The organism is Nocardia farcinica (assembly GCF_001182745.1).
GTDB classification, from domain to species: Bacteria; Actinomycetota; Actinomycetes; order Mycobacteriales; family Mycobacteriaceae; genus Nocardia; species Nocardia farcinica.
Genome location: NZ_LN868941.1, coordinates 45,256 through 66,685 on the forward strand (window position 1 = coordinate 45,256; position 21,430 = coordinate 66,685).

The following is a 21,430-nucleotide window of genomic DNA, read 5'->3' on the forward strand; positions in this document are numbered from 1 at the left end:
CAGGTCACATCAGGACACCGCGCGTATGGCCGGTCGCGGCAGTGGTGCGCTTGGTGCGTTTCGGTGCGTTTCGGTGCCGAGAGCGCACCGCGGTCGGTACCCTCGCCGCATCGACGCCGACGATCCGGTCCAGGGGGCGAGGTGGGTGAACGCACAGCTGGCCACGTTGTTGTCCGACCTGGGATGGCGGCCGGAAACCTTCGCCCGCAAGCTGAGCGAGCACGCCCAGCTGCACGGACGCCGCGAGCATGTCCACCCGAAAACCCCCTACAAATGGCTCGCCGGTGCCCGCCCGCGCTCACCCTGGCCGGACCTGGCAGCAGCGCTGCTCACCGCCGAACTCGCCCGGCCGATCACCCCCGCAGACCTCGGGTGGAACGCCGCCCCCACCGCTCCGCTACTCCCGGCCGACTCCGGGCTGGACGGGCCATGGACAGCGGAAGGGGCCTTGCGCGCCATAGCGGCGGTCACAGAGGCTGATCCCATGCAGCGAAGGCTCTTCCTCACCCTGATGGGCACCGCGATCACCGCGCCAGCGCACCAGTGGCTACTCGCCGCCGAAGGCAGCGACCTCACCCACACCGCCGGCACGCGCATCGGGATCGGCACGGTCGAGGAGATCGACACCATGACCGCCAGCCTGCGCCGCATGGACGACCAGCTCGGCGGCGGCACCCTGCTAAAAATGGTCCGCGCCCACCTGCGCCACGTCCTGAACCTGCTGCGCCACGGCAGCTACGACGACACCACCGGACGCCGCCTGCACGCCTCGGCCGCCGAACTCCTGCGCCTGGCCGGATGGCTGTGCTTCGACACCAGCCAGCACGCCCGCGCCCAGCGCTACTGGGTCGCCGCGCTGCGCACCGCCCACACCGCCGGCGACCGCGCCCTCGCCGCCAACGTCCTCGGATTCATGAGCTGCCAGGCCAAGGACATCGGCCAACCCCGCGAGGCCGCGATGCTGGCCGACACCGCGATCTCGGGCTATCCCGGTGCCAGCGCACGAGTTTCAGCGATCCTGCAACTGCGCGCCGCCGAAGCCCACGCCGTCGACGGATCGCCGACCAACACCCGCCGCGCCATCGACGCCGCCTTCACCCACCTCGATACCCCTACCGACGGAGCGCCGGACTGGAGCTACTGGCTCGACGAAACCCACGCCCACGGCCAAGCCGGATACTGCTACCTGCGCCTCGGAGAACACAGCGCAGCCCGGCATCACCTTCGGGCCGCGCTACGCAACAGCAGCGGCAACGACTCCCGCGAAGGCGCTCTTCGCTACGCGCTGCTGGCCACCACCTACGCCCGCCAGCCCGAACCCGACATCGACCACGCCCTGCACCACGCCGAACACGCCGTGGACCTGCTCACCGCCCAGGTCACCTCGACCCGGGTGACCGGCCACCTCACCACGCTGCTCAGCGACCTCACCCCTTACCGCCACCGACCCGGCGTCCGCCAACTATCCGACCGCGTCCGCGCACTCCAGGCAGCCACCAGCAGCAGAAGCGCCTGACACATTCGCGCGGGGGTGGGGAATCCCGGGCAGGTTCAGAGGTCGTGGACGTCGTCGACGCGCGCCTCGGGGTCCACGTATACCAGGATTCCCAGGGCAGCACCCACGCGCAGGGCGAGGCTCCGAGCCTTGGCTTCAGGCAGGTCGGCGAAGCCTCGGCAGATCGCCGACAACGGCTGATCGAGAGTCGAGTGGCAGGTGATATGTCCCTCGTCGTGGAGCGCATCCCGCACCATCTGCGACCGGCGGCCCGGCCGCAGCCTCATGAGGTTTCCGGGGCGGAAGATGCAGGTACTGCACTTGTCCTCACAGACGCGAACCTCGTTGTGCGAGTACACAATAGCGGTTCGCGCATCGTCCTCCGCGGTGTCCAAATGCCCGCATACCTCCTGTTGCGATGGCCGGTCCGGTTCCGGGAGGCCACGATGGCAATCCAGCGTGCCAGCTTCCTGGTGCGACCGGTACCGGGAGGCCGGGATCAGTCGTCACAAATGCTGCCTGGTGTTCGGCCGCGTGTCGCCCGGAGACGGGAGTCGTCGTGGCGGAAGTCGGAGGGGCTGCCGGAGTTGCTGTCGGGTTCGGGGGTGTCGTAGGCGGCGGCTGCGTCGGCGTGGTGTTGTCGTAGCGCAGCGCGGAGTTCGGGGGGTTGTTCGATGATCACGTCGCTGCCGAAGCTGGCGACGAGTGGGATGAGCCATTTCCAGCGGTCGACGTAGAGGACGATGCGGGTGGTGCCGTCGGGGTCGTGGTGGACTTCGGAGTCGGGTTTGAGTCCCAGGCGCAGCATTTCCTCGCGGCTGCCGGGGCGCACGCGGATGACGACTCGGGTGGGTCCGCGGCCGAAGTCTTCGAGTGCTTGGCGCCACCAGTCCTTGAGGTTGAAGGTGGTTTCGGGGTAGACGAACTTCAGGTCGGTGGCGGTGAGCCGGTCGATGTTGTTGAGCTGGTAGCGCTGGGGTTCTGAGTGTGGTGGTGCGGCGACGAGCCACCATTCCCCACCTTTCCAGACCATGCCGTAGGGCTTGACGATGAGGTGCTGGTGGTCGTCGCTGTGGTGGACGCGGACGGTGATCTGGATGGCGGTCCCGGTGAGCAGGGCCTCGCGGAGTGTGGCGAGGTGACCGGAGCTTTCGTCGCGCCAGTACCAGTCGGTGGTGTCGAAGTAGATGCGGTGGGCGAGACGGTGCAGGAACCGGGCGCGTGAGGCGCTGACGTTGTTCCTGCCGGAGTTTGCTTCGCCGCCTGTGGGTTCGGGGTGGGCGTGTCCTTGTTCGAGGAGGCCGAGGACGTAGAGGCGCAGGGCGTCGTCGCCGTCGACAAGCAGGGAGTCCAGCGGTTGATCGGTGGTGAGCCGGAATCCGCCGCCGCGGCCGGCCACGGACTCGATCGGGATGCCGAACGCGATCAGTTCCTCGATGTCGCGGTAGATGGTGCGCGCATTGACGCCGAACCGGGCGGCCAGCGAGGTCGCGGAAACCCATGTGCGGGACCGCAACTGGTGAACGATGGCGGTGTGGCGGGCGTGGCGTGGGTTGGTCGGCGGCATGCGCGCGAGTCTGCTCGGCGGTGTGGTCAGCTCGCTGCGGCGGCCTGCCGGTAGACCTCGATCAGACGGCGGCCGACCGATTCCGCGGTGTAGTTGCTCAGGTGCGCGGTGACCGCGTCGTGGTCAGCGGGTTCTGCGTCGCAGACGGCGATGATGTTCTTGGCCAGGATCTCCTCGTCGTGCGGGTCGGTGTAGCGGGCGGCCAGGCCGCCGGTGACTTCGCGGAGGACGGGCAGGTCCGAGCACAGCAGCGGTGTTCCGGCGACGAGGGCTTCCTGGGCGGGGATGCCGAAGCCCTCGAACAGGGTGGGGAACACGAACGCGGTCGCGGCCCGGTACAGGGCGGCGAGCTCGGCGTCGCCGATGTGGCCGAGGATCGTGATCTCGGGGTCGCGCATCGGCAGGCCCCGTTCCCAGCCGCGGCGCCCGGCCAGCAGCAGCCGGGCCGGTACCTGGTCGGGGGCGGCTGCTCGGGCGAGCCGGAAGGCGCGGACGAGGCGGGGGATGTTCTTCGACGGCATGTACACGCCGACGCCGAACAGGAAGGGCTCGGACGGGGCCAGGGCCGGGTCGGCGGTGCGCAGTTGGTGCGCGAAGTCGGTGGCCACGTAGTTCGGTACGACCTCAAGGGGTTTGCCGAGATCGCCGAGGGCGCCGACGATATCGGCGCGGGCCGCGTGGGAGACGGTGATGACCGCGCGCAGGTCCTCACCGGCCAGCAGGGTGTGCAGGCGCGGGTTCTGTACGTCGCGGACTGCGCGGACCATCTGGTCGGGGAACAGGTAGCGGCCGGCGTCGTGCAGGGTGAACACCGCGGGCCGCGGCAGGGCGGCGGGCAGCGCGAACGGGTAGTGCACGAGGTCGGCGTCGAAGTGCTCGATCTGGCGGTGCAGGTGGTGTTCGCGCCGGTCCGGCACGGTGAGAACGCGGATACCCGCGCGCTGGGCACGCGGGTATCGGTCGGCATGCTCGGCGGTGAGCACGACGGCGATCTCGACCTTCTCACCGGTCGCGGCGAGGGCGTCGGTGAGCAGGTGGATGTAGCGTTCGACACCGGTCTGGATGGTGGCGCGCCAGTAGCGGGCGTCGATCGCCACGCGCAGTGCTCGGTCAGACACGGGCACCGGATTTCACGCCGACCTGCGTGCCCAGCTGCGCTACCCAGGTCTCGGTGTCGGTGGTGAGGAAGTCGAGCACGGTGTCGCCGAGGTCGCCCCAGCGGTCGGCGATGAACGCGGTGACCGTCTCGGGGGTCGGGTTCGGGTCGTCGAGGTAGAGGCGGCCGATCACGTCGACGACGTAGGTGTCGACGTGGGCGTGCCCGCCGGTGCCGTAGGACAGGTTCACCGCGAGGTTCGCGGTGTAGGGCCCGACGCCTTTGATCTGGAGCAGGTCGGTGATGACCTCGGCGGTGGGGCGGTGGCGCCATTCGTGCCAGCTGTAGCCCGCCTCGGCCAGCGTCGCGGCGGCGGCCGCGAGTCCTTTGGCGCGGAACCCGACCTTGCAGGCCCGCAGCTGCTCGTCGCTGGCCTGTGCCAGCTGCGCGGGGGTGGGGAAGGCGTAGATCGTGGCGTCGTCGACGGTGGTGTCGGTGGGCACGCCGAAGGCTTGGGCGAGGTTGCGCATCATCGCGTAGATGCGGGCGAAGTTGGTGCGCTGAGCGCAGATCACCCCGCACAGCGCTTCGAAGATGTCGGGGTAGAGCTTGCCGCGTCCCAGCCCGCGGTGCGCGACGGCGGCCGCGAGCACCGGGTCGTCGGCGGTGAGGGCGTGCACCTGGTCGTAGGGGTAGTCCAGTTGCAGGCAGCGGGTCAACGTTTCGGTGACCGCCGCGACGGTGGCGGTGTCGAGGTCGGGGCCGGTCAGGGTGGCGCTCAAGGTGGTCGGCGCGGTCTGACGAATCCGGGCGGTGGTGATCGTGGCATCGCCCGGCCCGGTGCGCACGGGCCGCACCAGGTCCTCGCCGTCGCGCACCCACGGGTAGATCAGGTAGGTCTCCAGCGCGTGGGTGAAGTCGACGTGGCCGTTGACCGGCAGCTCGATCACGGTGGTCTGGTCGGTCATGCGATCACCAGGTCCTCGAGGTAGCGCAGCGTCGGGGTGCCGGTCAGGTCGACTTCGACGTCGAGGCCGAGCGGCAGCGGGAACTTGGTGGAGGTGTGCCCGAATTCGGCGCCGGTGACGATCGGGAAGTTCCCGCCGGCGCAGCGCAGGATCAGCTCGTCGTAGGTCTCGTCGGGGGCGTCGTCGCGGGGGCTGTCGACCGGTGCGGCCACGACCAGACCGGCGATGTGGTCGAGCACTCCGGCCAGCCGCAGGTGGGTCAGCGCGGCATCGACCTGCACCCACGGCACGAACACCTCCTCGAGGATCAGCACCGCCCCGCGGGTGTCGGGCATCCACGGGGTGCCGACGAGGGCGCGGATGGTGCCCAGGTGGCCACCGACGACCGGGCCGGAGAACACCCGCCCGGCCCCGCGCGGCACCCGCCAGTCGCTGCCGGAGACTGTCTGTCCCTTCACCCGGCCGGACACGATGGACCAGAACCGGTCAGCGGTCGCCGAGTTCACCGGTTCCCGGGTGAAGTCGTAGCCCGTGGGCCCGTGCACGGTGGCCAGCCCGGTCCGCGCAGTGATCGCATTGGCCACGATCACCGGGTCCGACAAGGCGGTGAACACCGTCGGGTTCTCGGCGATCACCGCGTAGTCGAGCAGGTCGAGCAGCTGCGCGGCGCCTTTGCCGCCGGTCGCCGGGACGATCAGGCCGATGCCGGGGTCGGCGAAGGCGGCCATGAGGTCGGCGGCCCGGTCGGCGGGCGGCCCGGCGAGGTAGCCCGTCGCGGCCCGCGCGTGCGCGCCGACGGTGACCGGGTGCCCACGATCAGCGAAATACGCTGTGAGCCGGTCGAGTTCGTCGCCGGGGACCGGTGAGGAGGTGGAGACGATCGCGACGCCGGTGCCGGGGGTGACGGCGGGAGGCCGGATTACGGGGCGGGTCATGGTTGTGGTGCTCCTGCTCGTGTCGTCGGGTCGATGTCGCGCACCACGCGCACGCCGACCAGATGCCCGCACTTCTCGGCGGCTTCCAGCGGGCGCACGGTCGTGCGCAGGAAGTACGTGTTGGAGGCCACGTCCCCACCCCGGTAGACCGGGTGGCCGCGGTAGGAATCCGAACACCACTGCCAGACATGGCCGGTCAGGTCGGCGAGACCGAACGGTGATGGCCCGTCGTCTCCGTCGTCGATGGTAGACACGGCCGCACCGCGCTCCAAGCACCGTGGCGGACCGGGCAACGCTGCGCCCCAAGGGAACCAGCGCCCGTCGCTGCCGCGCGCGGCGTACTCCCATTCGGCCTCGGTCGGCAGCCGGCCACCAGCCCAGCCCGCGTACCGGTCGGCCCAGTCGAACGGCACGATCACCGGCTCGGCGGGCCGCTCGGCCCGCACCGGGGTCTCGGCGAGGGTGAACCCGCCACCGGCCGCGTGGGCCGCGGCGGCCGCGTCGTCGGGGGCCAGTGCGGTCAGGAACCGGGCGAACTGGGCGCGGGTGGCCGGGGTGACGCTGAACCACACGCCGGCGATGTCCACCGGCGCCTGCCCGCGTTCCCCGATGGGCTCGATGCCGAACACCGCCCGCACCACGTCGGCTTCGTCGTCGGTGAGGCCGGGCGCGAACCGGGCGGCGGGCAACCGGATCTCGCGCGCACCGTCGACCGCGCGCCGCCGTGTCGGCAGACCGGTCGCCGGTTCGGCGGCCGGGCGGGTGGTGAGGTAGTTGGTGAGCACGGTGAGCATGTCGGCGGGGGCGATGCCGTCGCGGGTCGCGGTCGGGCCGGTGAACCAGGCCCCGCCGTCGCCGATCCCGTCGGGCCCGTGCTCGGCGGCCCACCCGATATCGGCGAACCAGGCGGCGTAGGCGTCGTTGCGGCCGTTGGGCCGGAACACCGCGGTCAACGTGGGGATGTCGCGGCGGTGGGCGTCGCGGCGGATGAGATCGAGCATCCGCTGGTGCGTGCCCGCCCACAGCAGGCGGCAGCTGGCCAGCAGCGAGTCCAGCCGCGCCGTGCCGTCGCGGTAGTCGACCTCGGCGACGCCGACGATTTCCGGCGCCAGGGCCGTGCCGTGGTAGCGGACCTCGAACGCCAGCACCGCCCAGTCCGGGTCGGCGGCCAGCTTGGCCAGTTCGTCGGCGCTGCGCCGGGGGGAGGTCATGTTGAACTGGTTGCTGCGCTGGTGCAGCTGCGCGCACCGGTCGAGCACCGCCGGGTCGGTGGGATCGGTCAGGCACACCACTTCCGGGATCAGCTCGCCGGTGGCCTTGGCCCGATAGAACGCGGTGCGGGCGGTGTCGGAGGCGGTGACCGGCGCCGCACCGGGAGGCGGAAGCTGGGCCAGCAGGTCCGCGACGAGCAGCGGCGGCCCGGCCACCGACGGCACCCGCAGGTCCGGCCACACCGTGCGGGCCCGTTCCTGCTGCGCCGGGTCGTCGTCGACGAACACCACACTGTCGGGGGCGATGCCGTCGAAGAAGCCGAGGATGTCGGTGATCCGGTCGGCCTTGTCGATATCCGGCTGCGCCCACAGCCCGGCCAGCCCGATATCGGCGGCGTGGGCCTGCACCGCGGCCGCGGCGGCGTCGCGGTCGTTGCGCGACAGGCCCGCCACCAGCGTGCCGTGGGAGCGGCGATCGGCCAGCACCGACCGCCACACCCGGTGCGGTGCCGCAGCCAGCATGTCGGTGCCGTCGAGACCGGTCGTGCCGTCCTCGGCGACGGTGCCGGGCCACAGGACTCCGTCGAGGTCGCTGATCACCGCTTTCGGCCCCGGCTGGGTCTGTGCGGCGATCAGCTGCCAGTGCAACCAGGCCGTATCCACCAGCCCCGCCCACAGCGCGGCCGCGCGGATGTGTCGCCCCATCGCCCGCAGCGCCGCCGACGTCGCCGGGTAGTCCGCGCCGGCGGACAGCACATCCAGGGACGCGACCCGGTGCAGCGCGGCCACCGTCACCCCGTGGCGGGCAGCCCACTGCGACAGGGCGCGGTTGGCGTCCTCGATCACCGCATCGATCCGGCCGTCACCGGTGAAGGGCACGGTCTGCACGATCACGGCGGGTTCGGCGGCCGCGACCTGTTCGACGGCGTCGACCAGGCCGGTGGCCGCGCCCGCGTCGCCGGTGAAGATCGCGGCGGCTTCCGGCAGGGCAGCGGTGACCAGCACGGTCGCGGTGATCTCGTCGCGGTCGGGGGCCAGGCGGGCGGTGAGCCGTCCCAGCAGCTCGCCCAGCGCGGGCAACGCCACCGGCTCGGGCAGCAGACGCAGGCACAGCCCGGCCCCGGGGTCGCCGAACCCGGACTCGAGGCTGGTGAGCCAGTGCAGGTAGTTGGTCTTGGTCATGGGAGATCCCCCGGAATATCGGCGTCCAATCGGATGATCTGGCCGCTCACGTACTGCCACGACGGGTCGCACACCACCGCGACCGTCGTCTGCGCGACCTCGTCGATGCTCAGCGCGCGGCCCCACGGCAACCGCGCGTAGTAGTCGGCCGGGTCGGTGATGCCTTTGCGGGCCAGGATCTGCTCGGCCATGGGCGAGCAGATCAGCGACGGCGCAACCACATTCACGCGCACCCCGTGGCCCGCCTCTTCCTTGGCCAGCGTCCACGCCAACGCCTCCAACGCCGCCTTCGACGCGCTGTAGGCGCCGTTGCCGGGCGTGCAGGTCGCCGCCGCCTGCGAGCTGAGCACCACAACCCGCGCCCGCCCCGACCGCGCGGCCGGATGCACCGCCCGCCACATCTGGTGCAGCGCACCGGCATTGACCGTGAACAGGTCGGACAATTCGGCGGGGGATGTCGCGTCCAGGCGGGCCTTGCTCGAGGCCGCGCCGGCGGCGAACACCATCACGCCCAGGTGCTGCCCGACGGCGGCCGCGAGCCCGCCGAGATCATCGCCGGACCGGGCATCGAACCGGGTCCAGGTCAGGTCCGGCGCGGCTGGGCCGGTGCCGGTGGTCGAGGTCGCCACGACGCGATGCCCCCGCTCGAGCAGAAGCTGCACCACCGCGGCGCCCACCGCGCCGCTGCCACCGATCACCAGCGCAGCACCCGCACCGTCGCGCGGTGCGTGCCCGCCCGTCTCAGACTCCAGCGCGGCGGCCACGGTCGCCTCCTTCCACCGGGTCGGAGTCGGGGTGGTCGGTGACGAACATGTCCTGGAAGCGCATCTGCCGGTCCGGGATGCCGAAGAACGCGCCGATGGCACGGGCCCGCTCGGCGGCCGCCTCGTCGCCGCGCCGGACCTGGACCACGACACCGGGAAAGATCACGATCATCAGCTCGTCGTCGAGCAGGTGCGCGTACCACCCATCTGGTGCGAGCACCGCGGCCAGCCGAACCGCGACCTCGGCGGCGCGTCCCGGCGCGACCTGCACCTCGAGCACCTCGACCGGGATGCGCCGGTCCAGCAGGTGCGGATACGAGCCGGTGAGCACCACCGGCATCGGCAGCGGCAGGCTCCGATCCGGCAAGCTCTCCCGCAACACGATCCCGCGCATGCTCAGCTCACCCCCGCGCCGGGTGCCTTGACCAGGCGAGTGTGCGCGCGAGCGCGGGCCACCATCTCGCTGCTGGTCCACGGCGTCTGCGAGTCGTAGTAGTCGAAGTCCGCCCACTGCGCCAGCGTCGTCGGCGCCTGGAACCCTCGTTCGAGCGCCAGGTCGAACAGCGGAACGCCCGGGAAGGGCCCGAACAGGTGCACGCGGGTCTCCGGACGCGGGTCCAACGTGCTGATCTCCTCGATCAGGCTGTAGGTCGCCTCGATCTCGGCCTCGGTCTCGTCCGGGAATCCGACGATGAACGTGTACGCGCCGAGAATCCCGTGGTTGGCGATATCGCGGGCGACATCGAGAACCTGGGCTCGGGTGACCTCCTTGCGCACCACCTCGCGCAGTACCCGGTCGTCGCCGGACTCGATACCCATCAGCAGTCGGCGGCAGCCGGAATCGGCGATCGAACCGAGCAGGTCGAGCCGCTGCTTGCGGGCGCGCAGCACGTCGTTGGGGTTGATCGAGGCCGCCCACGCCAGGTCGATGCCGCGCTCGGCCTTGAGCTGGCAGAACTCCACCGCCCGGCGCACGTTGACGAACCAGTCCGCGTCGTAGAACTTCACCCCGTTGATGCCGTAGCGATCGGCGAGGTCGGCCAGGTCGTCCAGCAGCGAATCCGCCTGCATCGCACTGTATTTGCGCTGATAGGTCAACTCGTAGCAGAACGCGCACTTGTACACGCAGCCCTGGGAGGACACGTAGTTCAAGGTGCGCGGCGCCACGGTCGGGTCGTCGCGGATGTAGTCGCCGACGGCCAGCAGGTCCCACGGGTAAGCACCCAGGTTCCCCGCCCGCGGCGGGTTGATCGGTCCCTCGATCCGGTTGCGGCCGTGCACGGCGAGCAGGCCGGGCACCGAGTCCCAGCCGGCCCGGTTGCGCAGGGCCTCGACGAACGCGGGCATCGATGCCTGTCCCGGGCCTGCCAGCGTGACGTCGACCAGCTCGTGCTCGGCGGTCTGCTCGGCGAGCACATTGACGTGCGGGCCGCCGAACACCAGCGGCGGGCAGCCCGGACGGTTCTGCGCCACCTCGGCCATCTCCAGGGCGTGCCGGATCTGCGCGCCGCCGGTCATGATGCTGATCCCGATACACATCGCCCGGTCGGCGTGCTCGTCGAGGAAGCCCGGCCACTCGGTCTGCGGACGCTGGTTGCCGTCGAAGATCACCACCTCGACGCCGTTGTCCATCAACGGTTTGGCGATGGTGAGCAGCGAGAACGGCATCCAGTGGTACAGGTAGTCCTTCTCGTGCTCCACCTGCGGATACACCAGGATCACCAACGGGCGATCCACCAGCAACGCGGTCACGACGACACCCCCACCACGGGCAGCATCCGAACCCCGCTGGACTGGCCGCCACCGGGGTGGAAGCTCGCCCCGGCGTAGGTCGCCAACGCATCGGCCAGCGCACGCTCCAGCCGCGCCGGATCGTGCAGGATCGGCGCGAGCGGCACCGAGATCTCATCCCGCAGCAGGCAGAACTGCAACCGGCGATCGGCGGTCAGCCGCAGCGCCATCAACGCATCATGGCACGGGAAGAACCGGCACCCCGAGCACACATCGCCGTACCAGGCCCCGGCGCGGCTGTCCTTCAGCACGACCTCGAATCCCGAGGCCAGGGTCATCACCGTCATCGGGTGGCCGAGCCCGCCCTGAGACCGGCTCTCCACCACCACCGCGCGGGCCCGCAGCCCTCCCGCCACCTCCTCCAGCGGCACATACAGCGACTCGACCGTGGCACCGCCGCGGGTGATGGCCAGCCGCCGGGCGAAGGACTCGGCGCCGGCGTCCAGGTCGCGGATGACATCGAGCAGCTTCAGCGTCGCCACGCCCTCGCTCTCGCACCACGCGGCCAGATCGGGCACCTCACCCGCGTTCACCCCGGCCATCACCACCGTGTTGATCTTCACCGGCACACCGGTGGCCACGCAGGCGCGCATCGCCGACTGCACCTCGGCCAGGTCGTCGATACCGCAGATCTGGCGGTGCAGGCCCGCGTCCAAGGTGTCGATGCTCATGTTGAACTGGGTGACCCCGGCCGCGGCGAGCGCACCGGCCCGCTCACCGATTCGCGGGTGCCGCGAGATCACCTCGATCTCCGACATCCCCGCATCCCGCAGCCCCGCCACCGCTTCCTCGAGCGGGGCCCACAGTGCCGGATCACCACCGGTCAGCTTGATCGAGGTCAGGCCACGCTCGACCAAGGGCGCGACGACGGCCAGCAAGTCGGCCACGGTCAGTTCCTCCCCCGCGGTGGTGGCCACCGCCTCCCCCGAGGGGCGGCAGAAGAAGCACGCCCGCCCGCACCGCGAATTCACCGTCACCCGGAACTGCGGCAGCCGCTCGGGGAAACCTTGACGTTCCGACATTGCTTTCATACCTGTCATCATGAGCCCATCTCAAGCGAAATTGCCGACAGTACAACAGAATTCGATGTCAGTGTTTCTGTGCGCGGCGCGCGAAACCCTGACATCGAGAGTGCTTCCGAACCACACCGAACCGGCTTAGGCTCGGCGGCATGATCAAAGGTGTGCTCATCGCCGAAAGCCTCGTCGCGGGCGCGAAGATCGAAGCAATCCCGCTCACCCTCACCGGCGTCTACCGGGTCGCGGTCACCGATGCGGCGGACTACCAGCCGCCGGTGTGGACGATCATGTATTTCGACGCCGACGACGCGAACGCTGACACGCTCGCCGAGCGATTCGCCGACCAACTCGACGCCCCGGGCTGGTACGTCGACATGCACAACGACACCACCGTCTACGTCGTCTTCCCCGGCAAGGTGTTCCGGTACGCGATCGGCGACCCCGCCGGCCGCGCCGAAGCAGTCGCCTACGCCACCGGAGTGGCCGGAGTCCCCGACACCCAGCTGTGGGGCGAAGGCAACACCCCCGACCCCGCACTCACCTGACCAGCACGCCTCCGCCATACCGTTGAGCGGCGCGCCGAGCGGCGGCGCAGTAATCGGGTTGTCGCCCATTGCATTCCCTCCCAGTAGTAGTGCTGCTCAACGGTTTTGAGGCTCACCCCGGCCGCTGGCATCGAGTGGCCAGCCGGATGCCGAAGGCGTCCTGGTGGATGGGAATCGTGTAGACCGTGGGCACCGTGCATCTGCCGGTCAGCAGATCCGCGACCAGGTCGTCGAGGCCGCCCGCGAGTTGCGCGGCGTGGACCTCGGCGAAGTGCACCTCGCTCCCGGTGGCAGCGATATCGGGGGTGTAGGCGAGGGCGCACCAGTTCGCGATCCGATCCACGACCGCACCGACGGTCTCGGTATGGCGCCGCGCGCCGGGTGCGGCAACCGGGGTGACGAGCGCGATATACCGGTCGATCGCGCGGACCAGACGAAGCCGGTGCATATCGATCTGGTCGGCTCGCTCACCGCCACCTGAAAGCCGGGCCGCATGCAGCGCGCCGAGTTCCCCGGCAGCATCCAGCATCGGGTGCGGCCGCGACACCAGGAGCAGGCCACGAATGGTGTGGATCAGTGTCGTCGAGCTCGGAATGCGAGCAGCGTGCATCGGTCCGTCGCTCGTCATCGCCCAGCCTGGAGGTGCCGATCCGGACGAGTGAGGGAATGCGGGCGCCCACCACCCTGCGGCCAGCACATCGGCGGGTCCACCGTCCAGACCGCCGCGATGCGCCGCACCGTTTCCATCCACCCTCGTAGGTGTCGCTCCGAGGGCACCACGACCACATCCGCCCGCGCGGAGTGCAAATGAGCCAGCAGGACAGTCAGATCGGTGGTGACGTAGGTGTCGCGGGCAGGCAAATCCAGCCGCATCCGCCGGGCCAGCGCCCGGACGCTCTCGACACCGCCCTGCCCATCGCGCGCCGAAACATCTTGCCGGACAATCGCAATCGCTCTCATGAGACCGCGCTCCGTAGCGAGCTGCGCGAGACCGACGGCGTCACGGCCAGGGGAATCCTCGCCCACGTGAGCGTTCCGCCGGCCTCGGGCTGTACCCGCCCGTGCTCGGCGAAGGCGGTGATCGAAACGCTCAGCGGCTCATCGGCCCGGGATGCGGTCTCGTGCACCTGGACTTCCAGCGTGGCTTCGCGCCGGAGTAGCCACACGGTCACCTGGTTGTTCGGCGCGAGATCCGGGAAGCCGGCCGCGACTCGCGCGTAGATGCCCGGCTCGGCCGCCGCCATGGCTTCGCCCAGCACCGCGAGGACGATCTGCTCGACAGGCTCGGAGAGGTGCCGCAGTCCGGCACGGGTGAGTAGCTCGTGCGTCTGGAGCTGGGCCAGCCCGCGAGTGGCCAAGTTCAGTCGAAGCTCGAATTGCCCGATCGGAGTCCGCGGCGGGGTGGGGGCGGATGCCCGTGGCGACGGGATATCGCGGTTGCGGCGGACGGTGCGCACCAGGGCGGCATCGTCGTCCGGATCGAGGTACCACACTCGCAGCGGGCGGAGCCGCTGCAACTGGCCCAGCAACGTCAGCCGGTCGGAATTCTCTCCGCCTTTGAGGTGGGTCGGCGTCGGCGTGATGATGTGCCGCGACCACGCTTGCGAGACATCCCGCAGGAGCATCCACAACGCGCCGGTGGCGGCGCCGTACTCCCGGTGCACCACGGCCAGGTCGAAGCCTTCCCGAGCTGCGAACTCGCGCATCGCATCCTCTACCTCCTGGACGCGCTCGCCGACCAACTCTTGACGCAGATAGCCGTACATCAACGACGGTTTTCGGCCCATCGTCTTACCCCTGTCTGAACTTCGGCAGCCCGTCGTGCTGGCCAAACTGAGATGTGGAACCCGGTGTGGTTCGGTGCGTGGCGAAAAGGGCCGTATGGCCGAGTGACTCGGACCCGGCAGCGGCGGCGTGCGCAGCGGGATCGGTGGCCGCCTGGCTCTGGCCGGGACTGGCCGGCGCTCCCGCTCGCAAGGTCGCGAGAACCCATTCCAGGAAGCCCAGATAGTCGACGCCCGAGGAGAGCCGCGCGATGCGGCCGGGCCCCAAGTGCATCCGCGCATCCGGCTCGATCCGGAACTCGCGATGGTCGAAGGACACGAAAGCGCCTTGCAACGCGGCGAAGGTCAGCGGATCATGCATCATGCTCGCGGGGTGGAACCGCGCGAACCACTGGTCGAGGTGGCGGGCGATCACCTGGGCCCACGGAATCGACGATGTCGCGAGCAGGCGATAGATCGGGCTGTCCGGGTCCACTGCGATCACCGGAGTGAAGGTGTGATCGGACAGCACCAAGGTCAGATTCTCTGCTCGGTCTACGACCGTGTGGACCGCCTTCGGATCGAGCCGAAAGTTGTGCTCGGCGCGGTCCGGCTGGCGGTATTCGAGAGCGCCGCCCATCTGCCAGATCCGCAGGCGCCGGGCCAGCCCGAGCGGGTTCCGCCGACCGGAATCGATCTCCAGAAGGCGTGCGAGATCGGTGAGCGGCCCGATTCCCAACCAGCGCAATGGCGCCGACGAAGCCGGGTCGGTGAGTGTGGCCACCGTGGCGTACAGGTCCAGCGGCCAGGGGTGCGCCCCAGCGGGGACAAGCCCATCGGCGGCCCAATACTTACTCTCGCCCGCCGTGGCCCCGGCTGCTACCACGACGTCCTCGCGGCCGAGCAAGTCGAGCAGGTGGCGGGCGAGTATCGACCGCCGGCCGTCGGGGAACTCATCAGCGGTGACAACCAGTGCCAGACGTGGTTCGGTCATTGCGGCCAAGGCCAGTGCGATCGCGTCGTCCGGATCGCCGCCGATGTCGGTGGAAACGATGAGGGGACAGTCCCTCAGCGCCACCGGGTCGTTGGAAGCAGCGGCAGCCATGATCAACCCGCCTGCGACAGGTTCTTCGCGGCGTCCAGGACGATGCTGACCACGGTGTCGAAGTCGGGACGTTCTTCGCCGACGGGTTCCTCCACCCAGTGCCGCCGCTCGTCGTCCGGGCCGGGGAGCGTGACCAGCGAACCCTGAACAGTCCGGATCGCTTGGAACTTGAACAGCTGGGACAGGATGCGGACCGGGCGTGGATCTCCCATCCGCGCGGGCTGGGTGACGAAGGTCAGGAACCCGGTTGCACGATTCTCGATCGTCGGGGTTGCCAGGCCCCGACGAAGCAGCTCGGCCCGAACTCGCTCACCGAGCGGGCGGGGCGTCTGGATTGTGTCCACGGGCCCGGCGCGCAAGATGATCTGCTGGTGCTCGTCCACCTCGGCGCCGACGAAACGGTTTTCTGTGATGTACCTCGCGCAACGCGCCGCCGCGGTCTCGGTCAGGGTAGTAGCCATAGCTCCTCACAGGGCATCCGATGATCGGGAAGGAAGCCGTCGAACAGCTCGACGGCGGTGATCGCGGGGTTGTGGCCCTGCGACCACTTCCGCAAGAAGTTCTTGACCGCTGAACGGCAACCGCGGTAGTCGAAAACCCGGTCAGCCCAAACGAACCGAAGATGCACATCGGGTTCTCCCGGGCGCGGCGAGCCCTTGCCGTTCAACCGCGCATCAACCGCGCGGGCCACGAAATCGGAACGAACTACCGCACTAGCCATCGCGGAAACCTCCGTCGGTGGGTTAGCTGCTGACCACGTCGTTCGGGCAGCGGGGCGAGGTGGCACGGGACTCCGAGGACGCCGGCCACCGTGAGTGGGGCGTGACTCAACCCGAGCTCGTCAAGCCAGTCGGCTACGTTCGCCCACAGCGGGTCGTCGTCGCTCGCTGGGCGGGGCTGGGGGAGCACTTCGGCCAGCCTGATGGCGGCCAACGCCTGCCCCAGCGTGAGCGTGCGCCCTCGCAGCTGCTCGACCACCCACTGGTCGTTCCCTACCGAGATCGCGGAAATAGTGGTGACGTCGCTCGACATCCTCCGGCCTGCAACCAGCTGAACAGCCATGATCAGGCCCTCCTTCGCGGGTCGACCGTGCTGAACGGCGAGTTGGGAGGGGACACCGAGTCCGGCGGCAGAGTCACGCCACCGTGTTGTCCGAAGTCGCACTGATATGCCGTCATCAGTCCCACCTGCACTGGCCTCGTCTCGGAGTGACCAATCCCCACGGTCACTTTGCTCTGCCATGTGTCAGAATGTCACAGTGACAAGCAACGTGCAATGCAAACGGCAAACATAGAGGTGGCGGATCGTTGCCGCCCAGTACTCCGACGCCGTCAGGGGCCGGAACTTGTGACAGAATGTTGGATGTGACAAAAAGTCACTGTGCGCTAGAGGAGGTGTGACCGGTGACTCAGGGCCCGATCTCGGCCAATGGCTACCGAATGTCGCCCTACAGTCGGCGGTTGCATCTCGGCGACCGCCTCCGCAACCTGCGCCAAGAGCAAGAACGCTCGATCCAGCAGGTGGCCAAGGAAGCTGACATCGACCGGACGCTGCTGACCCGCATCGAAACCGGACAACGTCGAGTCGCGGCCGACGTCAGTATGAAGGTTGCCGAGCATCTCGGCGTCGAGCAGCATTCGCCCCTCTGGCAGGAGTTCTACGCGCTCGCCCGAGACGCCGCGCAGTCCGGGTGGTGGGAGGGCCGCGCCTTCCGCGGGTTGTCCGACCGCCAGGCTTTACCGGCGGATCTTGAGGCAGGCGCCAGCCGAATCCGGTGGTACGACTTCGCGCTGGTTCCCGGCCTTCTCCAATCGCCGGCATACGTTCGTGCGCGCCATGATGCGACGGTCACCAACGATCATTCTTCGGACAATCCTGTCGAGATCCGCGCCCGCGAACGCCGTCAGCAGGAAGCGCTCACTGAGGGTGGTCCCCGGATCGAGGTAATCGTCGAAGAGACCGTCGTTCGGCGGCGCGTCGTGCCCGCTCCGGCAATGCTCGAACAGCTGGAGCACTTGCTGAAGCTCATCGACGCGAACGAGCAGATCGACTTCCGCATCCTGCCCGTCGGTGGCGAACTACTCGGCCTGCGAGCGCCGAGGTCGCCGGTGTCGATCTACGAGTTCGCTGCGGGCGACCCGCCCTTGGTGTTCGTCGAGTCGTTAACCGACGATGTGCTGTTGCGCGATCACGCCGAGGTCGCCAACCATGAGCGGCTCTGGAAGCGGCTGCACGAGATAGCCCTACCCCCGGACGAAAGCCGTGTACTCATCGCCCGGAGTGCCGAAATTCTCGCAAAGGAGCAGTGAAGCAAGTGAGGAACACGATCATGACCGGGCATCGGCCGCTTGACGGGTACGTCAAGGCGTCCGCCAGCGACGGCGGTGGTAACTGTGTCCTCGTCCGCCGGAAGTCGGGCGAGGAGCTGATCTTCATTCGAGATAGCAAATACGGGCGCGACCCGCGCAATCTTCCGGAAGAGGAGCCGGTCGTCGAGATGCCGGCCTCGGCATGGGAGGGGCTTCGGGCCGCTGCCTTGGGCGCTGCAACATCGCCTACGGTTCCCGGTCAGCCCGTCCTCGAAGAGGCGGTTGACGGCGGAATGGTGCTCCAGGGAGCGGACGGTACAAGGTTGACCTTCACCGCCGCGGAATGGAGAGCGTTCAAGGCTGGCCTCGTCGCAGGAGAGTTCGAGCCCCAGCAGGTCGCCGCCTAGGCCCGCCGCCCGTCCGTCGGCGACGACTCTCTCCGGCTCGCTACACCCCTACCAGAATCCAACGTCCGTCGACTGAACCCAGGTCGGCGGACGTTCGCATCTCCGAACAGTGCTACAGCAGATGACCCGGCTCGAAGCCGAACTCCACGACCAGGGCGTGCAGGCGCTGAACATCATCGTCGGCGATCGGCTGCCATGTGGACGGGGGAAGGAGCATGTTCTCGGCTGTGCGCTGGTCGCCGAGCAGCGGAGCGAACCGAACCCTTCCCAGGAGATCGCCCACCGAGGTGACGACGAGCTCCTCCAGCCGCCCAGGGACGTCGTCCTCCACCCGCAGACCACGCGCCTTCTGCCATAGGGGGGTGGCGCCTCCCCAGCGGAGTCGTGCGGGCGGCCAAACACCGGCCACCCGCACGGTCACGTCGATAGGGGGGTCCACCCACCGGCACGGCTGGTATCGGGCCTCATCGAACATATGAGCGACACTAGTTCACCGGCCGGGCGAGGGCCTATCCGGCTGCGCGCATCATCAACTCGGCGAGCTGCATGTTCACCAACCGCAGTGAGGCGTGAGTATCGTCCAGGGAATCGGAGAGCCGTTCGGAGTACTCCTCCGCTCGGCGGCTCAGCTGCTGGAAGCGGTTGTGCAAGTTGGTGACAGCGGCGTCGCCGGCTCCGTTCGCCTTCGCCGCGGCGATGTCTTCGGCCAGCTTCTCGAGGTCTTCCCGGGCCTGGTTGGTGAAGGCGTTGACGATCATCTCGCGCATCTCGTCTTCATCGGGCAGGGGGACACGGACGAAGTGGCTGCCGGACCCGAACCGCGCGACTACTTCGCGCAGCCCGGCCAGGGTCGCTTCGTGCTCGGCGGTGACGAAGTAGACCCCGCCGGTAGGTCGAACCTTCAGTCCCCCAAGGGCTTCTACGTAGCGGCGGACGATGGCCCGAAGGCGGTCGGGGCCCATGTAGGTCGAGTGCCAGGTGTGCAGGTCGGTGACTTCCGCGAGCAGCTGCTCGACTCGATCCTGTTCACCCTGCGGGAGGTCCGCGATGGCGGCGGCGTCCGGCTCCACCCGGAGCTTCCCCGCACCGGCGGCGTCGGGATCATCGGAGCGGATGAACGCGATGACGCCCAGGCGGGTGTCGTAGGACAGCTCGGTGCGTTCCTCGTCGCGGACCTCCCGCACGAGGTGGCGAACCAACTGACCGCTGTCACGGCGGACGTGGCGAACCATCAGCGTGGCCACCCGATCACCGGCATCGTCGCCTGACTTGCGCCGCGGACGGGTTTTTCGGTCCGCCGTGGGATCGTCGAGGGAGTAGACAGCCTTCACTCCCTGCGGCCCGGTGACCCGCTCGAAGGCGTCGTCGGCGCGCAGGGGAGGTGGCAGATGCACTGTGTCCAAGTCGAATTCGTCGAACCACTCTTCGAGTTCTTCCGGAGTGACCTCCCCCCGGAAGATCGAGTACAGCACCAGCCAGCCCAGCACAGGGCTCGTTTCTGCCTTGTCGGTGTACTGGTCGAAGACGGACATTGGGAAGCCTCCTCATCAAGCCGCAATCTATTCAAAACGTTCGTTTTCATCCCCACCGCCCCCCGTGAAGTCGGCGCGGTGGGGGAGCACGCTCGGTCAGATGACCCGAAACAGGTCCGCTGCCGGGTGCGGGTCGGCCAGGTCGTCAAGGGTGCGCAGGTTGTCACACAACGCTTCCAGCACGGCGCTACGGCCGGCCGGGCGGCGTGGGTCGGTGATGGCCACCCCGAACAGTCGGAAGTCCAGCTCGCTCTTGGCCGACTTCCAGGTCCGCATCCACTCTTCTGCCACCTCGGCCTCCCCATCGGTGATGAGCACGATGTCCCCGCCCTGCACCGCCTCGTCGCCGTGGTTCTCGGCGAGGATGTCGACGGCGGCACCGAGGGGTGTTTGGAAATCGGTTCCGCCGGAGAAGAAGGTCTCGGCGAAATCGAGTACCTGGTCGAGCGCGGCCTCTCCGGCCGGGAACCTGTGCACGCTGACCTGTTCAGCCGAGGAGAACAGGATGCCGACGAAATCGCGGCCCTCGGCGCGGGCCTGGTCGAGCAGCGCGAGCCCGCAGGCTTTCGCCCATGCCTCCGCGCTGGCGATCCGTCCATCCGGCCCGGTGTGCGGTGCACACATCGAATACGAGCAATCCAGGCAGGCGATGATCGCACCGCGGCCGCTGTGGTCTTCGCCCATGGTTTCGTAGAGCATCAGTTGCTTCTCGGCGAAGCGGGCGGCGAACACCGCCCGCAACGCGGGGTGCGCAAGATTGGCTGCCTCGGACGGGATCAGCCGCGTCAAGTCGTCGCCCAGAGTGATACCAACGAGTTCTCCGGCGACGTGTTCGAGCTTGCGGGTGCGTTCGGCCGTGGCCAGGCGCCGGAACCGGCCGACGAGGTCGGTGAACTTGCCCAGCCTGCCACCGCGCAGGCGCTCGGCCAGCCGGGCGCGCTCGTCGAACGACATCCGTTGCAGCTGACCGGGTCCGAGACCCCAGGCCGCCATCAGCGCCGCCTCCTCGCGCGCCTGTTCGGCGGCGGAGGCCATCGCCTGGCGAGCGTCCGCCCGCAGTGTGGTGCCGAGCGCGCCGGCCGCTGCTTCCGCTTGTGCGCGGGCCTGCTGGGCCGCATCGTCGGCGGCGTGCGCTGCGGCTACCGCGTTGTCGACCGCGGCGGCGGCTTGGTCGGGCACCGCGCCGTCGTCGTCTACCTGATCAGCGGCGGCGCCGAGCGCGACTTCGACTGCTGTGGCACGCTCGGCGGCCTCCTGCTCAGCCGCGGCGGACTGTTCGGCGGCCTGTTGAGCGTCTTGGGACTGCTCGAGCATCTGGGCCAGAGTCGAGCGCTGGGCGATCACCGCCATGGCGGCGGCGTACTCGTCACCGACGGTCTCGCGGTGGAGATCGGCGTACTCAGGAGTGCCGACCAGGGCGGAGACGATGGCGTGGTTCGGCAGCCGAGTGGGCTCAACCCCGGCAGGGTCGCGCAGGACGGGATCAGCCTTGTAGACGGTGAGGAATACATCCCGCAGCAGATCGGGCACGTAGTCGAAGCGCTGGGACAGCTCCTCTTCGACCTTGGCCAGCGCGGTGGCCTGATCCCGCACCTCGGTCCAGGTCATCACGTCGAACCGGTCGCCCTCCACGACCGTGACGGGCCGTGCGGGTGCGGACGTGCCCAGGCCGACCCATCGGCCTGCCTTGCGGGCCAGATCGGCGAACTTGCGCAGTGCAGTGCTGGACATCGAAACCATC

22 protein-coding genes are annotated in these 21,430 nt (G+C 69.2%); 4 read left to right on the top strand and 18 right to left on the bottom strand.

Features of this window, described 5'->3' with window-relative positions; translation table 11 throughout:
- Positions 1-145: 145 nt before the first annotated feature.
- A complete protein-coding gene (locus AMO33_RS29595; RefSeq protein ID WP_060595251.1) occupies positions 146-1,516 on the top strand; it encodes a hypothetical protein in 1,371 nt (456 codons plus the stop codon).
- 35 nt (positions 1,517-1,551) lie between these two features.
- On the opposite strand, the gene AMO33_RS29600 is transcribed toward AMO33_RS29595, so the two are convergent.
- The 10 genes from AMO33_RS29600 to AMO33_RS29645 all read right to left on the bottom strand — a co-directional run bounded on the left by AMO33_RS29600 (position 1,552) and on the right by AMO33_RS29645 (position 12,040).
- Positions 1,552-1,782 carry a hypothetical protein gene (locus AMO33_RS29600; protein WP_139337583.1) on the bottom strand — a complete coding sequence of 77 codons (231 nt, stop codon included), beginning with the start codon at positions 1,780-1,782 and terminating at the stop codon, positions 1,552-1,554.
- A gap of 212 nt (positions 1,783-1,994) precedes the next feature.
- Positions 1,995-3,062 (bottom strand): helix-turn-helix transcriptional regulator, encoded by a 1,068-nt coding sequence (locus AMO33_RS29605; protein ID WP_060595253.1) that lies wholly within the window; start codon positions 3,060-3,062, stop codon positions 1,995-1,997.
- 26 nt (positions 3,063-3,088) lie between these two features.
- Positions 3,089-4,180, bottom strand: a complete 1,092-nt coding sequence (locus tag AMO33_RS29610; protein ID WP_159005496.1) for a glycosyltransferase family 4 protein — start codon at positions 4,178-4,180, stop codon at positions 3,089-3,091.
- Positions 4,173-5,126, bottom strand: a complete 954-nt coding sequence (locus AMO33_RS29615; RefSeq protein ID WP_060595255.1) for a DNA-3-methyladenine glycosylase family protein — start codon at positions 5,124-5,126, stop codon at positions 4,173-4,175. The genes AMO33_RS29610 and AMO33_RS29615 overlap by 8 nt, the downstream gene beginning before the upstream one ends.
- Positions 5,123-6,061 (bottom strand): S66 peptidase family protein, encoded by a 939-nt coding sequence (locus AMO33_RS29620; protein WP_060595256.1) that lies wholly within the window; start codon positions 6,059-6,061, stop codon positions 5,123-5,125. The genes AMO33_RS29615 and AMO33_RS29620 overlap by 4 nt, the downstream gene beginning before the upstream one ends.
- Positions 6,058-8,454, bottom strand: coding sequence for an SUMF1/EgtB/PvdO family nonheme iron enzyme (locus AMO33_RS32275; RefSeq protein ID WP_060595257.1), 2,397 nt, complete (start codon positions 8,452-8,454; stop codon positions 6,058-6,060). The genes AMO33_RS29620 and AMO33_RS32275 overlap by 4 nt, the downstream gene beginning before the upstream one ends.
- A complete protein-coding gene (locus AMO33_RS29630; protein WP_060595258.1) occupies positions 8,451-9,218 on the bottom strand; it encodes an SDR family NAD(P)-dependent oxidoreductase in 768 nt (255 codons plus the stop codon). Before AMO33_RS29630 ends, AMO33_RS32275 begins: the two co-directional genes overlap by 4 nt.
- Positions 9,196-9,612, bottom strand: coding sequence for a hypothetical protein (locus AMO33_RS31955; protein ID WP_060595259.1), 417 nt, complete (start codon positions 9,610-9,612; stop codon positions 9,196-9,198). Before AMO33_RS31955 ends, AMO33_RS29630 begins: the two co-directional genes overlap by 23 nt.
- Before the next feature lie 2 nt (positions 9,613-9,614).
- Positions 9,615-10,970, bottom strand: a complete 1,356-nt coding sequence (locus AMO33_RS29640) for a B12-binding domain-containing radical SAM protein (RefSeq protein WP_060595260.1) — start codon at positions 10,968-10,970, stop codon at positions 9,615-9,617.
- A complete protein-coding gene (locus tag AMO33_RS29645) occupies positions 10,967-12,040 on the bottom strand; it encodes a radical SAM protein (RefSeq protein ID WP_159005498.1) in 1,074 nt (357 codons plus the stop codon). The genes AMO33_RS29640 and AMO33_RS29645 overlap by 4 nt, the downstream gene beginning before the upstream one ends.
- Positions 12,041-12,180: 140 nt before the next feature.
- Between AMO33_RS29645 and AMO33_RS29650 the strand changes: the two genes are divergently transcribed.
- A complete protein-coding gene (locus AMO33_RS29650; RefSeq protein ID WP_060595262.1) occupies positions 12,181-12,573 on the top strand; it encodes a hypothetical protein in 393 nt (130 codons plus the stop codon).
- Between the two features lie 112 nt (positions 12,574-12,685).
- Here AMO33_RS29650 and AMO33_RS31960 read toward each other — a convergent pair whose 3' ends face one another.
- The 5 genes from AMO33_RS31960 to AMO33_RS30840 all read right to left on the bottom strand — a co-directional run bounded on the left by AMO33_RS31960 (position 12,686) and on the right by AMO33_RS30840 (position 16,162).
- On the bottom strand, positions 12,686-13,324 hold the full coding sequence (locus tag AMO33_RS31960; RefSeq protein WP_159033832.1) for a DUF4254 domain-containing protein: 639 nt from the start codon (positions 13,322-13,324) through the stop codon (positions 12,686-12,688).
- Positions 13,325-13,529: 205 nt separating this feature from the next.
- Entirely contained in the window at positions 13,530-14,339 is an 810-nt protein-coding gene (locus tag AMO33_RS29665) for a hypothetical protein (protein WP_240327588.1), read from the bottom strand.
- 25 nt (positions 14,340-14,364) lie between these two features.
- Complete coding sequence (locus AMO33_RS29670; protein WP_060595266.1) at positions 14,365-15,441, bottom strand: nucleoside hydrolase; 1,077 nt, start codon at positions 15,439-15,441, stop codon at positions 14,365-14,367.
- 2 nt (positions 15,442-15,443) lie between these two features.
- Positions 15,444-15,824: a hypothetical protein gene (locus tag AMO33_RS29675; RefSeq protein ID WP_240327589.1), complete on the bottom strand. Its 381-nt coding sequence runs from the start codon at positions 15,822-15,824 to the stop codon at positions 15,444-15,446.
- Between the two features lie 62 nt (positions 15,825-15,886).
- Entirely contained in the window at positions 15,887-16,162 is a 276-nt protein-coding gene (locus tag AMO33_RS30840; RefSeq protein WP_240327590.1) for a hypothetical protein, read from the bottom strand.
- 682 nt (positions 16,163-16,844) lie between these two features.
- On the opposite strand from AMO33_RS30840, the gene AMO33_RS29685 reads away from it, so the two are divergent.
- Both AMO33_RS29685 and AMO33_RS29690 read left to right on the top strand, forming a co-directional pair.
- Positions 16,845-17,750 (top strand): helix-turn-helix domain-containing protein, encoded by a 906-nt coding sequence (locus AMO33_RS29685; RefSeq protein WP_139337582.1) that lies wholly within the window; start codon positions 16,845-16,847, stop codon positions 17,748-17,750.
- Positions 17,751-17,755: 5 nt separating this feature from the next.
- A complete protein-coding gene (locus tag AMO33_RS29690) occupies positions 17,756-18,157 on the top strand; it encodes a DUF397 domain-containing protein (protein ID WP_240327591.1) in 402 nt (133 codons plus the stop codon).
- Positions 18,158-18,269: 112 nt separating this feature from the next.
- Here the strand turns inward: AMO33_RS29690 and AMO33_RS29695 are convergent, their stop codons facing one another.
- The 3 genes from AMO33_RS29695 to AMO33_RS29705 all read right to left on the bottom strand — a co-directional run bounded on the left by AMO33_RS29695 (position 18,270) and on the right by AMO33_RS29705 (position 21,429).
- Complete coding sequence (locus AMO33_RS29695) at positions 18,270-18,632, bottom strand: hypothetical protein (RefSeq protein ID WP_060595270.1); 363 nt, start codon at positions 18,630-18,632, stop codon at positions 18,270-18,272.
- Between the two features lie 34 nt (positions 18,633-18,666).
- The gene (locus AMO33_RS29700; RefSeq protein ID WP_060595271.1) at positions 18,667-19,689 is read right to left on the bottom strand and encodes a DUF6744 family protein; all 1,023 of its coding nucleotides are present in this window, start codon (positions 19,687-19,689) and stop codon (positions 18,667-18,669) included.
- A gap of 96 nt (positions 19,690-19,785) precedes the next feature.
- On the bottom strand, positions 19,786-21,429 hold the full coding sequence (locus tag AMO33_RS29705) for a vWA domain-containing protein (protein ID WP_082668873.1): 1,644 nt from the start codon (positions 21,427-21,429) through the stop codon (positions 19,786-19,788).
- Between the last annotated feature and the right edge of the window lies 1 nt (position 21,430).

What these genes read in the sequence shown, in the direction of transcription:
- AMO33_RS29600 (WP_139337583.1), bottom strand. Translation starts at nt 1,782, where the DNA reads ATGAGGCTGCGGCCGGGCCGCCGGTCGCAGATGGTGCGGGATGCGCTC.
- AMO33_RS29605 (WP_060595253.1), bottom strand. Translation starts at nt 3,062, where the DNA reads ATGCCGCCGACCAACCCACGCCACGCCCGCCACACCGCCATCGTTCAC.
- AMO33_RS29615 (WP_060595255.1), bottom strand. Translation starts at nt 5,126, where the DNA reads ATGACCGACCAGACCACCGTGATCGAGCTGCCGGTCAACGGCCACGTC.
- AMO33_RS29620 (WP_060595256.1), bottom strand. Translation starts at nt 6,061, where the DNA reads ATGACCCGCCCCGTAATCCGGCCTCCCGCCGTCACCCCCGGCACCGGC.
- AMO33_RS32275 (WP_060595257.1), bottom strand. Translation starts at nt 8,454, where the DNA reads ATGACCAAGACCAACTACCTGCACTGGCTCACCAGCCTCGAGTCCGGG.
- AMO33_RS31955 (WP_060595259.1), bottom strand. Translation starts at nt 9,612, where the DNA reads ATGCGCGGGATCGTGTTGCGGGAGAGCTTGCCGGATCGGAGCCTGCCG.
- AMO33_RS29645 (WP_159005498.1), bottom strand. Translation starts at nt 12,040, where the DNA reads ATGAAAGCAATGTCGGAACGTCAAGGTTTCCCCGAGCGGCTGCCGCAG.
- AMO33_RS29650 (WP_060595262.1), top strand. Translation starts at nt 12,181, where the DNA reads ATGATCAAAGGTGTGCTCATCGCCGAAAGCCTCGTCGCGGGCGCGAAG.
- AMO33_RS29665 (WP_240327588.1), bottom strand. Translation starts at nt 14,339, where the DNA reads ATGTACGGCTATCTGCGTCAAGAGTTGGTCGGCGAGCGCGTCCAGGAG.
- AMO33_RS29670 (WP_060595266.1), bottom strand. Translation starts at nt 15,441, where the DNA reads ATGGCTGCCGCTGCTTCCAACGACCCGGTGGCGCTGAGGGACTGTCCC.
- AMO33_RS30840 (WP_240327590.1), bottom strand. Translation starts at nt 16,162, where the DNA reads ATGGCTAGTGCGGTAGTTCGTTCCGATTTCGTGGCCCGCGCGGTTGAT.
- AMO33_RS29695 (WP_060595270.1), bottom strand. Translation starts at nt 18,632, where the DNA reads ATGTTCGATGAGGCCCGATACCAGCCGTGCCGGTGGGTGGACCCCCCT.
- AMO33_RS29700 (WP_060595271.1), bottom strand. Translation starts at nt 19,689, where the DNA reads ATGTCCGTCTTCGACCAGTACACCGACAAGGCAGAAACGAGCCCTGTG.
- AMO33_RS29705 (WP_082668873.1), bottom strand. Translation starts at nt 21,429, where the DNA reads ATGGTTTCGATGTCCAGCACTGCACTGCGCAAGTTCGCCGATCTGGCC.